This window comes from Faecalibacillus intestinalis (genome assembly GCF_015097455.1).
Classification (GTDB): domain Bacteria; phylum Bacillota_I; class Bacilli_A; order Erysipelotrichales; family Coprobacillaceae; genus Faecalibacillus; species Faecalibacillus intestinalis.
Map to the genome: position 1 here is coordinate 355,499 of NZ_AP024085.1, position 14,538 is coordinate 370,036.

The 14,538-nt window shown below is 24.9% G+C and carries 20 protein-coding genes and 1 pseudogene; 18 read left to right on the forward strand and 3 right to left on the reverse strand.

From position 1 onward, the window contains the following. Nucleotide 1: 1 nt before the first annotated feature. From Fi14EGH31_RS01955 to Fi14EGH31_RS02000, 10 genes and pseudogenes are all read left to right on the forward strand, one after another. A complete protein-coding gene (locus Fi14EGH31_RS01955) occupies nt 2-232 on the forward strand; it encodes a hypothetical protein (protein WP_117576125.1) in 231 nt (76 codons plus the stop codon). 998 nt (nt 233-1,230) lie between these two features. Continuing rightward, nucleotides 1,231-1,629 carry a ribbon-helix-helix domain-containing protein gene (locus tag Fi14EGH31_RS01960; protein ID WP_234697818.1) on the forward strand — a complete coding sequence of 133 codons (399 nt, stop codon included), beginning with the start codon at nt 1,231-1,233 and terminating at the stop codon, nt 1,627-1,629. A 60-nt stretch (nt 1,630-1,689) separates the two neighbouring features. Next, complete coding sequence (locus Fi14EGH31_RS01965) at nt 1,690-1,983, forward strand: hypothetical protein (RefSeq protein WP_200765083.1); 294 nt, start codon at nt 1,690-1,692, stop codon at nt 1,981-1,983. A gap of 32 nt (nt 1,984-2,015) precedes the next feature. Continuing rightward, a pseudogene (locus tag Fi14EGH31_RS01970) lies at nt 2,016-2,486 on the forward strand (TraM recognition domain-containing protein); the annotation flags it as partial. Beyond that, a complete protein-coding gene (locus tag Fi14EGH31_RS01975) occupies nt 2,470-2,751 on the forward strand; it encodes a helix-turn-helix domain-containing protein (protein WP_234697820.1) in 282 nt (93 codons plus the stop codon). The pseudogene Fi14EGH31_RS01970 and the gene Fi14EGH31_RS01975, both read left to right, overlap by 17 nt. A 724-nt stretch (nt 2,752-3,475) precedes the next feature. Continuing rightward, the gene (locus tag Fi14EGH31_RS01980) at nt 3,476-4,273 is read left to right on the forward strand and encodes a hypothetical protein (RefSeq protein WP_118473956.1); all 798 of its coding nucleotides are present in this window, start codon (nt 3,476-3,478) and stop codon (nt 4,271-4,273) included. Beyond that, on the forward strand, nt 4,270-4,953 hold the full coding sequence (locus tag Fi14EGH31_RS01985) for a hypothetical protein (RefSeq protein WP_118347925.1): 684 nt from the start codon (nt 4,270-4,272) through the stop codon (nt 4,951-4,953). Before Fi14EGH31_RS01980 ends, Fi14EGH31_RS01985 begins: the two co-directional genes overlap by 4 nt. Next, nucleotides 4,946-5,605: a hypothetical protein gene (locus Fi14EGH31_RS01990; protein WP_147342063.1), complete on the forward strand. Its 660-nt coding sequence runs from the start codon at nt 4,946-4,948 to the stop codon at nt 5,603-5,605. Before Fi14EGH31_RS01985 ends, Fi14EGH31_RS01990 begins: the two co-directional genes overlap by 8 nt. Next, nucleotides 5,589-6,242 (forward strand): ABC transporter ATP-binding protein, encoded by a 654-nt coding sequence (locus tag Fi14EGH31_RS01995; protein WP_118473955.1) that lies wholly within the window; start codon nt 5,589-5,591, stop codon nt 6,240-6,242. The genes Fi14EGH31_RS01990 and Fi14EGH31_RS01995 overlap by 17 nt, the downstream gene beginning before the upstream one ends. Beyond that, nucleotides 6,235-6,891 (forward strand): hypothetical protein, encoded by a 657-nt coding sequence (locus Fi14EGH31_RS02000; RefSeq protein ID WP_200765084.1) that lies wholly within the window; start codon nt 6,235-6,237, stop codon nt 6,889-6,891. Before Fi14EGH31_RS01995 ends, Fi14EGH31_RS02000 begins: the two co-directional genes overlap by 8 nt. Before the next feature lie 123 nt (nt 6,892-7,014). Here Fi14EGH31_RS02000 and Fi14EGH31_RS02005 read toward each other — a convergent pair whose 3' ends face one another. The 3 genes from Fi14EGH31_RS02005 to Fi14EGH31_RS02015 are packed head-to-tail and all read right to left on the reverse strand — an operon-like array spanning nt 7,015 to nt 8,946. Next, nucleotides 7,015-8,244, reverse strand: a complete 1,230-nt coding sequence (locus Fi14EGH31_RS02005) for a hypothetical protein (protein WP_118473954.1) — start codon at nt 8,242-8,244, stop codon at nt 7,015-7,017. Then, on the reverse strand, nt 8,241-8,777 hold the full coding sequence (locus Fi14EGH31_RS02010; protein ID WP_200765085.1) for a LytR/AlgR family response regulator transcription factor: 537 nt from the start codon (nt 8,775-8,777) through the stop codon (nt 8,241-8,243). The genes Fi14EGH31_RS02005 and Fi14EGH31_RS02010 overlap by 4 nt, the downstream gene beginning before the upstream one ends. 16 nt (nt 8,778-8,793) lie before the next feature. Beyond that, nucleotides 8,794-8,946: a hypothetical protein gene (locus Fi14EGH31_RS02015; RefSeq protein WP_200765086.1), complete on the reverse strand. Its 153-nt coding sequence runs from the start codon at nt 8,944-8,946 to the stop codon at nt 8,794-8,796. Between the two features lie 340 nt (nt 8,947-9,286). Between Fi14EGH31_RS02015 and Fi14EGH31_RS02020 the strand changes: the two genes are divergently transcribed. The 8 genes from Fi14EGH31_RS02020 (at nt 9,287) to Fi14EGH31_RS02055 (ending at nt 14,501) form a co-directional block, all read left to right on the forward strand. After that, entirely contained in the window at nt 9,287-9,436 is a 150-nt protein-coding gene (locus tag Fi14EGH31_RS02020) for a hypothetical protein (protein ID WP_157044589.1), read from the forward strand. Between the two features lie 177 nt (nt 9,437-9,613). Then, nucleotides 9,614-9,967 (forward strand): hypothetical protein, encoded by a 354-nt coding sequence (locus Fi14EGH31_RS02025; RefSeq protein WP_118473953.1) that lies wholly within the window; start codon nt 9,614-9,616, stop codon nt 9,965-9,967. 27 nt (nt 9,968-9,994) lie between these two features. Beyond that, nucleotides 9,995-10,429, forward strand: a complete 435-nt coding sequence (locus Fi14EGH31_RS02030) for a hypothetical protein (RefSeq protein ID WP_118473952.1) — start codon at nt 9,995-9,997, stop codon at nt 10,427-10,429. 19 nt (nt 10,430-10,448) lie between these two features. Then, the gene (locus tag Fi14EGH31_RS02035) at nt 10,449-10,628 is read left to right on the forward strand and encodes a hypothetical protein (RefSeq protein WP_139938666.1); all 180 of its coding nucleotides are present in this window, start codon (nt 10,449-10,451) and stop codon (nt 10,626-10,628) included. Nucleotides 10,629-10,761: 133 nt separating this feature from the next. Beyond that, complete coding sequence (locus tag Fi14EGH31_RS02040) at nt 10,762-11,931, forward strand: hypothetical protein (RefSeq protein WP_118632853.1); 1,170 nt, start codon at nt 10,762-10,764, stop codon at nt 11,929-11,931. Between the two features lie 19 nt (nt 11,932-11,950). Continuing rightward, nucleotides 11,951-12,610 carry a LytR/AlgR family response regulator transcription factor gene (locus tag Fi14EGH31_RS02045; RefSeq protein ID WP_022000976.1) on the forward strand — a complete coding sequence of 220 codons (660 nt, stop codon included), beginning with the start codon at nt 11,951-11,953 and terminating at the stop codon, nt 12,608-12,610. A 127-nt stretch (nt 12,611-12,737) separates the two neighbouring features. Continuing rightward, entirely contained in the window at nt 12,738-13,457 is a 720-nt protein-coding gene (locus tag Fi14EGH31_RS02050; RefSeq protein WP_147358356.1) for a MerR family transcriptional regulator, read from the forward strand. A 198-nt stretch (nt 13,458-13,655) separates the two neighbouring features. Further along, the gene (locus Fi14EGH31_RS02055; protein ID WP_117851745.1) at nt 13,656-14,501 is read left to right on the forward strand and encodes a MurR/RpiR family transcriptional regulator; all 846 of its coding nucleotides are present in this window, start codon (nt 13,656-13,658) and stop codon (nt 14,499-14,501) included. Nucleotides 14,502-14,538: the final 37 nt, after the last annotated feature.

Below are 14,538 nucleotides of genomic sequence, written 5' to 3' on the forward strand. Positions count from 1 at the left end.
AATGGCTAAACAAAAAGAGATAAAAATAAAATATCCTGAAGCAAGAGTTCGAGCAATCAACTCAAACCTTGCAAAGAAAAATACAACACTTGAAGTAGAAATTATGGAAAGCTTGAATCAAATCTATAAAAAGCACGTCAAACCAGAGGTTAGAGAATTCATTGAAGAATTAGAAGGAGATGAACCTGTCGTTAGTAAAAAACCTAGAACGATCATTGAGGAACATCCGTAAATCAATGTATCAAGGAGTGTTTGGCGGTAAATTTTGATCGTGTGCGCTTTTTATAGAAATATGGAATAAGTATGCCAATTTTATTTGTTTAAAAACGTGTGCCCTTATTTTAAAGGTTTTAAAAAATAGATGGATAGAATGTCCAATTTGAATTGAAAAATAAGGGTAACTTTTAAAAGATGTGGCGTGTGCAGGTTAAAGAAGCGACGTCGCTTCACCTTACAACAACGGGCAATGCCCGTTGTTTCAAAGAAGTTCACAAAAGAAAAACAACGTCATTATTGAAGACAGTGCGTCAATAGTGGCGTTGCATATTAAATGTTCTCCTATAAACAACAGGAGATAACAGGTCGTCAAAAACAGCGTAAGCAGAATTTTGACGAAAAATGTAGTTTGAAAATATGTGATATGTTATAATCATAAATGGAACAGCCGTATACGGTAGGTGGTTATCCTTGGTCGTCATGACGAAGGTACGCAATCCTTCGAAATTCACATTCCTAGAAGTTTTGGGAAAATCTGAAAAACGGAGGTGATGCGAATGACAACATATGAAACAGTCATGGTAGTGTTAACTTGTTTAACACTTGTCGTGTCTTTAATGATGCTTGTTATTAAATTACTTCTTATCATAATTGATAAAAGTGCAAAAAAATAACTACCTCACCCTCTGGAAAAGTATGAGTTAGTTATTTTAACAAAAATACAAAATCCAAGGATAGCCGCTTACTGGCAGTTCCTTTTTTCAACTACATTATAGTTTATACAAAACTGAAAGTCAATATACCAGATATTGAGAATTGGTACCTATACAGTACCTATGCACTACCTACGACACAAATGGGGTCATTTATTATTGCTTGTAAATTCAAGAATATTTGATGAAAAAATGAATGTAAAATTGTGATTAGAATAATGAAATTGATAAATTTTAAATTATATATAATAGAGAAAAACGGATGCAGATGTATCCTTTTTTTGTTGGAGGAAAATAAAATGTGAATAAGAAAAGAACAACGATCTGGTTAAATCAAGATGTGATGGATAGACTGGATGAAATGACAAAAACAGATGACAGCAAAAGTCGAAGTGAGTTTATTGAAAGAGCAATTAAATTTTATGATGGTTACAATCGCTCAACGTTGGAAAATCAGTATTTGCCTGTTGCTATTTCAAGTGCAGTTCAAGGAACTGTTAAATCAAGTGAAGATCGTATTTCAAAATTGCTTTATAAAAATACAGTAGAGCTTTCAATGGTCATGAATGTTCTTTCAGCAATAGCTGATGTTGATAATGACACTCTTAAAAAATTAAGAGTGAAATGTATGAACGAAGTTAAAGCAACCAATGGCAAGATAAGTTTTGAAGAAATAAATAAATATCAAAAAGGTTCCTGATTCATAATAGCTATATAAAAACAGTTGTGATAGTATGTCGTCTAGAAAGGAATGATCTACATGTCAAAACAGGATGAATTTATAAAACAACTTTATTATGGAGATGACTTATTCTATGAAAATACTAGAAAGGATTCTTCAAAAAAATGTGAGTTAAATAAAACCAGAGATGAAATTCATAAAAAAATTATGAAGGCATTAATACAAGTATATGGTGAGGAAGAAGCAAACAAAATAAATGAGGAATGGATAGGATGTTCATCAGAAATAGAAATTGAAAATGAAATAGTTATTTTTAAAGAGGCATTGTATTTAGGGTATGATCTTGCAGATGTATTTTTTAATAGAAGATAGGAAGTATATGTTAGGAAACTTTAAAAAGGTTAGAAAAGAATTATGGAAAAGAAGGAGCAAGTATTATTGTGGATAACTGTCAGGATACACTATTTGGCGGTTTTGCACCTAATTCAGAAACAGCGAAAGTAATGAGTGAAAATCTCGGGTCAAAGACTGTTATGAGTGGATCGGTCAGTAAAGGGAAAAATGATCCATCACAGTCTTTACAAATGATAGAAAGACCTCTTATGACAACAGATGAATTAAAGAGCATGCCCAAAGGCCATTTTATTTTGATGAAGACAGGAATGCATCCAATGAAAACAGTATTAAGATTATTCATTAAGTGGAAGATAAAGTTGGACAAGGAATATCAAGTCAATCAAAGAGTACAGAGAGAAGTTAAATATGCAGATATAAATAAGATCACATCAATTTTAAAATATAAATTTAAAAAAGATGACAATATAAAATTTGATCTTAAAAAAATAATAAATGAGGCAGGTGTTAAAGTTGAATAAGGATTATATGTATTTTTATACAAAAGTATCAAGTGCAAATGTAACACCGTCAGGAAGAATGGTATATAGAGCATTACTACGATACGCAAACAGGAAAACATGGTCTTGTTTTCCATCAGTTAAAACAATTGTCAATGATACAGGACTTTCAGAAAGAACAGTAAGAAAACAAATAAAGATACTTGTAGAAGAAGAACTCATAATAAAAATTCCAAGAAAAAGAGAAAACCATGGAAATACATCTAACATGTATTTTTTTAATTGATCTTTATCTTGGAATAATTGTAATTATATAAGTGCATAAGGGTGGTGCAGTTAAGACATCCCTGTAATTTGTTTTCTAAGGATTTTTCATAAAATAAAAATATTTATTGAAAATGTTTATCATAATTTGTAAAGCAAAATAAATATGAGTTTAATTAAGAAATTATAGATTAAAAGATGATAAATATTAATGCTATCTAGGAAAGAATATCATTTTATTTATCATCTTTAAGAAAACAATTAATAATATTTTTCATATTTATACCTCATTTCTTTTTTTATATAGATATCTATAAAATTATTATACTTAAAAATGAGTAATTTTATAGATAGGATAGTTAAGAAGTAGGTTATACGAATGACATACATAATTGTAAGGAAAAAAAGATTATTTTGAGCATGAAAGTGGAAAAAATTACCTGTTAATCATAAATTGAGCATCTTAAACAAAATGTATTTACATTCTATATAGCGCTTTCATATAATGGACTTGTAAGAAGTCTAGACTTTATAATTTAATACGAAAGAAGGTAGATATTATGAATAAAAAAATAATACAATACAGGAAACAAGTAAAATTGATTAATTTCTATGACAAAAAAATAATAAATGCAAAGTATAGTACAAAATATAATAATTTAAATAGTATATTTTTTTAATAGAAAACATAATATTGAATTTTCGATGATTATTTTAAAAACTAATTATTAAAAAGTAGAGAAGCTATGAAAGAGTTTAAATATAATATTAAAATTCTATTAAGAAAGAAAGAGCTATATTATTGTATTATTGGTGTTTTGTTAATCAATGCGATTCATGTAATTTTGGTAATTAATCACTATTCACCAAATATGATTTTGAAAACAGGTGAATATCAGTTTATTTTATATAATAATGAGGTAACTATAATGTCATTGGTAATAATAGCGTTACCGATTCTAACTTCTCTTGTTTTATCAGATACGAGTTGGAATGATAAACATTTAGGGTACAATAATTATTTATATACACGTTTGAATATTAAAAAAAATATTTTTTCTAGATTATTTCTATCTTTTATTACAACTTTTATAATTTGTTTTGTAGGTTTCATATTAAATTATTTAACACTACGTTTCATTTTTGGTAGTGGAAATCTTATAACAAATTTTCAAGAATTACCATATGATCAAGTAATAGCATCTGAGTTTTTTCTAGATTCTATCAGATATTATAATCCTATACTATTTATTATTTTAATTAGTTTGCATGAGTCAGTAATTATAGGATTACTTGCAACAATTTCTTATTCTTTTTCATTTTTTACAAGGCAAAAATTAATTATTTATTTTCAAGTTACTCTTATTATGATTATACTCGAGGTTGTTTTTTCTTTTATTGGTATCAGCCAGTTTTCAATCATAAAGCAGTTACAGCCAAATTCATCGTTCTCGGTTTATCAAAGTATTATTTTATATATTGTACTTTCTTTAATAGCTATTACACCAGTTTTGTTAATTACAAAGAAAGGTGATATATTATGAAAAGATTTTTTTGTAATTCATTGTTCTATATTGGGATAGTTATTATGATTCTTTTGGGTATAGCTGTTGGATATAATATAGATCATAATTTTTTAAAGTTATATACTGCAAAAATGGGACAAGTTCCTATAAGATACTGCATTTTTATTATTATTCTTTTTATAGATTATCTTTTATTTGAAGAAATAAATCATTACACTTTTATATTTAGATATAAATCGGTGTCAAATTTTATAATAAAAAGTATGAAACAAGAAGTAATTATGTCAGTAATTTTACTATTAATTTTTCATCTGCCCATATTCATATTAAATACAAAGGAATTTATTAACAATATTGTTTTGATTATGCTAGTAATTTTGAATATAACTTTAATTTTTTCAGTTATGCTGGCTATTATTAGATTACTTAATGTATGGATTAATAACAGAATTACTTCTACTAGTATTTTTTTATTAGTATTTGCTTGTTTGGATGTTTTATTAGGACACTTTAGCTATTTTTATATGGAACATTATATTTTTGATTTTGATGCAATTCTTGTTCTACCATATGTTTATCACTTTTATCCATTTATTTTTTCATTTATGTGTACATTGGATATTGTTTTACTTTTTGTAACATCAAAAAAAATGAAGGAAAGGGATTATATAATAAAACAAAATGAAATTTGTGAATAAAAAAGATTTTTTGATATATCTATTAATTTTACTAGCCGTAACTTATTTAAAAAGTATATATCTTTCCGAAGTATATATAGATAATTGGTGGTATCAAGCGCTTATCTTTTTTGGTAGTGACCAATTTGTAAATATACTATGGCTTATTCCAATTTTGATTCAGGTATTTTTTATATCAAAAAAAATATATGTAGAACTAAATTATTTTGATTTGAGATATAAAAACAGGAATAATTTTTTAAAAAATATATTTTTGTGTTTTATTAAAGAGCATGCAATTTACACAACGTCTTTTATAGTAGTACAAATAATTGGATTGATGATATTAACAGGAATACCGTTTAAATTTGATGTGGGTATATTAGAATTGTTTTGCAAATATTATATTGAAATTATGTTTTATATTTGGTTACTTATTCTTGTTTCACTTGTTATTCAAAAATATACTATATCATTTCTTATAGAGTTAACTTTATTATTGGTTTTGCTAAATATATTAAAAAGTAGTTTATTTCCTATTATTTCTTTATACTATAATTACTCTTTTAATTTTTTAACACTTCCTTGTATATGCTTTGTATTACATTTTATAAAAAAAATTTATATTTCTAGGGATCTGTTAGGAGGAATAAAATATGATATTAGAGATTGAAAATTATTCAAAAACGATTAATAAAAGAATAATATTGGATAATATTAATCTTACATTTAGAAGTGGTAATGTTTATGGATTCTATGGAAGAAACGGTTCAGGGAAAACAATGCTATTTCGTGCATTGACAACGCTTATTTATCCTACAAAAGGAGATGTAAAAGTTGATGGAAAATCAATTCTTAAAGAAGAATTTGATTTGAGCCAAATTGGTATACTAATTGAGAATCCAGGATTTTATCCACATTTGACGGGTTTTGAAAATTTAGAAATGTTATATAGATTAAATAATGAAAAGAATGATCAACATATTTACGATATTTTAAAAAGTGTAGGATTGGATTATGCTGGTGATAAAAAGTATAAAGAATATTCTTTGGGAATGAAGCAACGACTTAGGATTGCTCAAGCAATTATGGAAAATCAAAAAATAATTATACTTGATGAACCAACTAATGGAATAGATAGAAGCGGGTTAAAGGATGTTCATGAAATTATAAAAGAAGAAAAGAACAAAGACAAAATTATATTATTAGCAAGTCATGATTTAGATGATTTGAAATTATTATGTGATAAAATTTATTTTATAGAAAATGGAAGAGTTAAAGATTTTTTAACGGAGATAAGCAATGATTAAATATTTGAGAATATTTTGTCTTTGTTGTTTAGTGTTATTTGCTGGATTAGGTTTTTATGGGAAGAATAAATTTCACGGAATAGAATATTTAGATATTAAAAATAATTTTAAGTATACAACGATGAGCAATCAAGATTTTTTAAAACTATATCCTGATACAGCGAAAAAAATGATTAATGATCAAGAAGTAACATCCATGGCGCAACTTGTTGATCAATCAGATTATATTTTAAAAGTAAAAAATACTTCAAAAAAGAGTATAGCAGGTAATGGAATAATTAATGAATGCGAGGTTTTAAGAACATACAAGGGAAAAGTTAAACAAAAAATAAATATTTATGATATGACATATGTAATTGACCAAACATCTGTTGGGTACATTGAGGGCTCGAAACCACTGATTCCTTTAAGAGAATATATCGTATTTTTAAAAAAATCAAAAAAAGTAAATGTAAAAAATACTTATATGTTTTCAAGTGTTCATTTTGGTGCATTTGATGTAGATGATAGAAATGAAAGTATAAATAATTATGATAATAATTCATTGACTTTAAAACAAACATATTCTTATGATTATATTGGATGTGATGACCAATTTGTAGAGAAATATCAATTTTTAAAAAAGCAGCTTGATAATATAGATAAATAAAAGGATTTATAGGGATTTGGCCCATGAATCCTTTTGTTTTGGAATATTTAAGTATTTTGAAGATCCTAACTTTAGAGTTTGATTTTAATAAGATTATTTGTTTCTTTACTGTTTTTGTTGATTCTAAAATGAACCAGAAATATCAAAAGATATCAGAATGCTTGCATATGAGTTATTAAGCTCTTTAATACTTAAAGAGCTATATTTATTTAGCAAAATTTCGTTAATATTTTTTTTAATATTGGATTCATTGATTGACAAACAAGAATACAATATTTTTAAAATAATTTTATTTGCTGTTTTTACTGATTTTATTATTATGATTCTATCAGAATTAGTAACTTGTATACAAGAAGTAATAGATAGATTAATAAGGTATTCAAATAAGCTTAATTGTGTATCAAAATCGAAAATATCAAATAGATTATACTCTATTACAGTCTTAATATCGATTTTATTTTCTATAATTTGATTTAGGTTGTTATTAATAACATAGTTGAGAATAAAAGAATTACTATAAATTGCATTAAATTCTTTATACGTTGTCTCAGTTAATTGGTTTAATAAATTCATTGCTTCCTTCGTTTTTGAATTATTTAGAAGCATATCTAGTTCATTACAAGTATGTAGTAAGTCATGTAAAAATTGAAAATTATAATCATAATGTTGAGAAAGCAGTTTTGCCTTCGATTTGACGAATTCCTTTTTTTGTTTCTCTATTTTTAATTCGAGTTTTATATTTGAAGAGTTGATTACTAATAAAAATATAATAAATAAAATTAAATTTGAAAGAGCAAGACCTATTATATTAACAAAAATATTAATATGGCTATTAAAAAGCTTAAAATAATCATCTACATCAATTAGTAAAACAATTGTAATAATTGGTAATATAAAAATGAGCCAAGCGTATTTTGGAAAATAATGAAATTTAATATTGTTTAATATATAAACATAAACAAAAGTAAATAAAATAGATATTATAATTGAAATAGCAATTCCAAATATATATCCAAACGAAAGTACATTTCTTGTTAATTCTATAATGGGAATATGTCCTAAAATAAAACCTACTAATAATTCTGTAATTATTTGTATTAAGAAAAAAGGGATAATTACAAGTAATTTTTTTATAATATCTCCCTTAAATAAAAGAACTATATATAAAAAATAAATAACTAATACAAATATGGCTTTAATAGGTGATCCACCATTATAATTAAAAACACTAATAGTAATTATAGCGAGAAAAAAATATATAAATGATTTCTCTTTTGAATATTTTTTAATTAAAAAAGAATTTGCAATATAAGTTAGTAATAAAAAAGAGACTATATTAGAAACAATAATCATAGCATTTCGTGTAGAAAATCATTGTATTTTTGATCAAATTCTTTTTTATAGTGTCTAGAAAGCGGAATACTCTCGTTATTAATTAAAATAATTTCATTTTTTTTAAATGCACTAATATACTCAAAATTTACTAAAAACGCTTTATATGGGTATGCAAAACCAAATTCATTAAGTTTATCATACCAGTATTTTAAACTACAATTTGTAATAATTGTGTTACCATCCAATTTGTGTATTGTTGATTTTCTATCAACAAATTCTATATAAAGTATGTCTTTAATAAAAATTTTATGGTTGCTTATTTTCGAATCATAGAAGCCGATAGTTTTTTTTATATATTTTTTTATTACTGCTTCCATTTCTAAATTAAATTCCAATTGATTTATAGGCTTTATAAAATATCTATCTGCATGTATTTTATAACCATCAATTGCATATTTTGAATAACTTGTTGTTATTATGATTCTACAATCATGTTTGATTTCTTGAAGTTCCAATCCTATGTCAATACCATTTTCTTCATTGATTTCCATATCTAAAAAAAGTAAATCAGATTTTTTTTATATTTTGTAATAAATCAGGCTTATTTTTGCAAATATGAACTTGATATTGCAAATTTACCTCAATAAAAAATTTTTCTATGCATTGTAAAAGTTGACCTATATCTTTTTGATTATCATCATAAATTAAAATATTTATCATTAACATCATCACCTCTTAAAATTATTTTATCAAATTATAAATGTTATGAAAATATTCTTTTAATATAGGAGGCAGACAAACTTATCAACGAAATAATAATAACTGAAAAAATAATATTAATTAATGTATATGTTGAATATCTATAAAATTAAGAGTTAAAATGGATGTCGTCGAAAAAACGCCGATGAAATCAATTTTTTTTAAGACATTTTAAAGAATCAAAAAATAGCGATTTACGTGGATGTCACCCATATAAAAGGGTGTCACTACCTAAAAATCGCTATTTTTTACTTCAGAGATGAGGTAAAATGGATGTCATTAAAAGAAAGCAGGAAACCAAATGAAATTTTATATTAACAACAATGAATTAAGTGAAAAAGTATTTTGGAGAACACTAGAATCATTAGTAAGTCCAATGCAAAGAGTACATATCTTGGATGGGATGAAAGTGAAGATTGCCGATTATTTATGTTGGATTGAAATAGTGTAATGCTTTTAAAAGTGAATAGAACGTTGAGATAGTAAATCAAGTGATTTACTATTTTTCTTTATTTATATGCAGAATCAATACAAAACTAACAGAATTAATACACCTTGTTTATTTTTTGATATAAATAATGTAAATTTAAATTACCGAAAGCCAGAGGATTTATAGGAGGAGAAAAACATGAAACATAAGAGTATCGCTGCTACAATTTTAGCATTAGGAATTATGATAAGTAATGCGGGAATTGTTTCGGCTCATAATGATAATTTTACTGCAAAAAATACAGTGGCATATAATGAATTTTTAAACTCGAGTTCTTCACAGGTAAGAACTATGAATGCAACAGAAGAAGGTCAAAGTAAGTTGGATCAATTAGTAAATAATGAGGATATTAATTCTATTAAGTATTTTAGCTCAAAAGGAAATAACGATGCGCAAATTTCTTATAATGATAATACAGGACAATATATTTATACAGAATCACAAGATGATTCTAATTCACTTTTAATGATTGTAGATGATGAAAAATATTAAGTCATTTCTAAAGGAGAAAATGTTTATATGTTGTCAGAGGATGGGACAGAACAGTTGATAAGTGAAATGATTTATGAAGATGATTCGGCCAATAAGCAGTATGATAATGTAGCAAAATTAGATGATATTGAATCACAAATTAGCACATATGGATATGGAAAAAACTATGGCCCATTTTATAAAACAAATAAATCATTATGTACTGTTTTAATGGTAATTAGTAAGACGACTAAATTATTTAAATGGGCACATCCTGCTTTAGGAACAATTTCTTTTGTTTGTAAAACTGCATCAAAAGTTGGAGACCAATTAGTAAAAACAATGTATATAAAATTCTATCAAGCTTATGATACTGCAAAACCTAGCAATGTAAGAGAAACACAATATTGGTATTACGATAGTAATCACAAAAATTTAGCAAAAAGTAGAACTATCAAATTCAGTAATACAAGACCATCATAAATAAGAGGAGGAATACACTATGAGATTTTCAGAAGAAAAAACATTTAAATTTGGTTTTTATTGTTTGAATGCGCTCATATGTATTTATTCATTATATATGTTTGTAATTCAAAAGGGTGCTTCAAATGAATCTGAAATATTGTTTTGTTCAACATTTGTTGTTGATGCAATTATGTATTATTTGAAAAGAAAAAACTAGTATTTTAAAGAGAGCTAAATTTAGAGGCAGAACTTTTGTTCTATCTTTATTGACATTTGAACAATTATAGCAGTTGTTATAATTGATAAGGTTGGTATAATTATTCTTTAGAAGGATTGGAGGAACAAGGAATATGTTAAAAATATTTCTTTATTTGATAGAAGGATTTATTATAGGCTATTTTGATTTTAAGTTTATTAAGAAAGATTTTAATTATTATTTGATTTCCTTTTTTTCAATTATTTTTACTTTAAGTCATGTTATTGCTGAACAGTATCTCGTTTATGATTATTTAAGTGTTGTTATTACGATTACAATTCTTTATTTAATGAATGGATTAGATAATAAAATTAGTAAAACAATGAATCTGTTTATTTCAACATTTATAGGAATAGTTATTTGCATGTTTGATAGTATGTCTATACTAAAAATAATTTTTGTATTAAAAACAGGAAGTGAGGGAGTATGGTATTCACAAGATATTGTTTATTATATTATTTTAGTTGTAACAAGATTAATGATATTTATTACACTTTACTTATTAGATAAAAAACAAATTTTTAAACAATTAATTATTAGTAACAAGTATTTGACCCTATTGACTTCAATATCATTGGTAAACTGCTTAATAACAAGCTTCATTGCAAATGGTATTTATATGAATAGTATTTCCTATGGTTATGTTTATTTATTGGCAATTATTTTTATGGTAACAATAATCAGTGTTTTCATTATCATTTTAAGTATTAATAAAGATAATATGAGAATAAAAAAGCAAGAAATAGAACTTATTCAACTTAAATCAATAGAAGAAAAATATATTGCTGTTCAAAGTCAAAATAAAAGAAATGAAGAAATAAAACATGACTTGGAATATTTTATGAGTCTTGTTAACAAAAAAAGTGACTGTGATGAACTTACAAAAACATTGAAAAATACAATTAATAAAATAGATCAAAATCATATAAAGGTTTATTCAAAAAATAAAATATTCAATGGTTTATTAGAAGAAATAAAAGATACAGCAAATAAATATAATCAGCAGGTTTTGTATAATCTTAATGTTGGATTAATTGAGTTTTCTTTACAAGATTATCAAAGCGTATTAACATTGTTTCAAGAAATTTGTCAAAATAATGAAACAAAGAAAATTGATATTAATGTGAATGTAAAAAATGGATTTATGATTATAGAATTTATTTTTAAACCAAAAAAGGAAATGGCGTATGGAGCAGATAACAGATATATATTAAAAGAAAAAATAGCGGATTATGAATCTATAAAATATGTTTTAAAATTATAAAGAAGTTTGGGTGATATATATGAAAATTAAAATAATAGATGATGATATTCAATTTATAGACAGTTTAAAAAATAACTTAACAGGTGAATTTGATCATGTCTTAATAAATGGTAGCACAAGTTTTGATGATGAATATGATTATGATATTTATTTTTTAGATATAGATATGCCTAATAATGGACTAGAGATAGCAAGAAAAATCAAACAATTCAATGATGATATTATAGTTATTTTTGTATCATTTAGAGAGGATCTTATATTTGAGGCACTACAAACTTTTCCATATTACTTTTTAAGAAAAAAGTATCTTAAAGAAGAGTTACCAATAGTTATAAATAAAATAAAGAAAATGTTAGTAAATAATCAAATTGATATTTATTATAAGGGTAAAGAGATTTCTCTAGATGCTTCTAAAATATTATATATTGAAAAAAACGGGCAATATACACATATAGTTACAGAAAAAAATACTTATATTGTAAAACATTCTATGAAGTATTATGAAAAAAGATTATCATTAAAAATGTTTGGTTATGTATCTCAAGGCTTTTTAGCGAATTATCAATATATTGAAAGTGAGAATAGTCAGTATGTATTAATGAAGAATGGATATGTGTCGTATTATAGTAGAGGTAGAAGAAAAAGATTTTTAGATAATTATTTAAAATATATTACATAAGGATAATATTTAAATTTTATTTTCTAAATTTATATAAAATCTTGAAATATGAGAATATATAAATAAGAGAAAATATTATATTACGAGGTTTTATTATATTTTTTAGGTAAGGATAAACTTGTCTGAAATGTTAAATGTAACAAAGAAAACATTGATTTATTATGAAAATGAAGGTTTGGTAAAACCAGCAAGAGATAGCAATAATTATCGAAATTATAATCAAGAGGATGTTTCAAGAATTAAATTTATTTTATTATTAAGAGAAATGGATGTCACGATTGAAGAAATCAAACAAATTATAAATGATAAGAAGTCGATTAGAGATGTTTTAGAAAATAAAAAAGAGATGATAAAAAAACAACATCTTGATTTAGAAAATATAGATGAAAGAATTAATAATTATATTAAAAGAAGAAAAGTTAAAATAGCAGTTGATCACGTTTTAGATTATGGAACGATTTATGATCGCTTATATTTTTATAAAGATTATCTTCAATATGGACAAACAAAAATAAACTATAGTGATGTAAAATATTTTAAATTATCTATGTCTAGTTCAATAGGTCTAATGAGAGTGTTAGTTGCTCATATGAATTATTATGTAGATTTAGATGTTGTTACACAACATGATACATATTCTTTTCAAATTATGAATAATGAAGTTGTTTATCAAATGATGGAAAGAATTAAAGATTATTCAATAGAAGATCCTCTTGGATTAATTGACATTTATCTTAATAAACGAGACATGGTACAACTTAATCAATATATTAATAGACATTTTAGAAAATGGGCAAAAGAATATCATTTAGATAATCCAAGAGAGAGTATTCTAAAAAAAGAATAAAGACCAAAATGTTCTTAAATAAAAATTATTTAATTATAAATGATAGAATAATTATGCATATAAAATGTGTACTATCACTGGTGATGATTGTCCATATGTTTACCTTTCGTGATAGTTTGTGAAGCTAGGAAACTAGCTTCTTTTTAGGATAGAATTTATTGATGGTGATTGATATAATGAAAATAAGGAGATGATAGTGTGAATGGTTTTGTAAGAATTAGAGAATTTGAAGAAAGTTATACATCGACAGAAAAATTAATAGCGAAATATATTCTTGAACATGGTAATGAGATTTTAAATTATTCTGCACAAACATTGGGAGAGAAGACAAATACTTCTGCCGCAGCTATTATTAGGTTTTCTAAAAAAATAGGTTTTAAAGGTTTTAGTGATTTAAAAATGAATTTAGCACAATCTCATTCAAATGAGCAACATGATTTAGATGTAGATATTATTTTTAATGAAAATGATGATATGACATCTTTAGTAGATAAAGGATGTCGTTTAAATATGAATACGGTATTGAAAACATATCAATTGATTAATGTTAGTGATTTAGAAAATGCTATAAATCTTTTGTGCAATGCATCAACTATTTATCTGTTTGGAGTAGGTGGTTCTTCAGTTATTGCTAATGATATTGAACAAAAATTAATCAGAATTGGGAAAAAGGTTATTTATAATAATGATTTACATATTCAAATGACATTTACGCAAAGTATGACAAAGGATGATACGGCATTGATCATCAGTTATTCAGGAACAACGGCAGGATTGGTAGATATTTCTAAAATCTTAGTTGAAAAAAATATTCCGTATATTTCAATTACACAAATTAATCAAAATCTTATATCAAAAAATAGTACGGTTGCACTTAGAGTACCAAGCGAGGAAAAGGAGTTACGTATAGGAGCAGTTTCATCAAGAATTTCTTCTTTTGTAATTACTGATTTATTGTATTATGGTGTGTTTAAAAAGAACTTTGATAAAAATAAAGATAATTTGATTGATTCAAGAAATAATGTTTCAATTCTTAAAAAGTAGATTCATTTCAAAATGAATCTTTTATTTTAGAAATAAT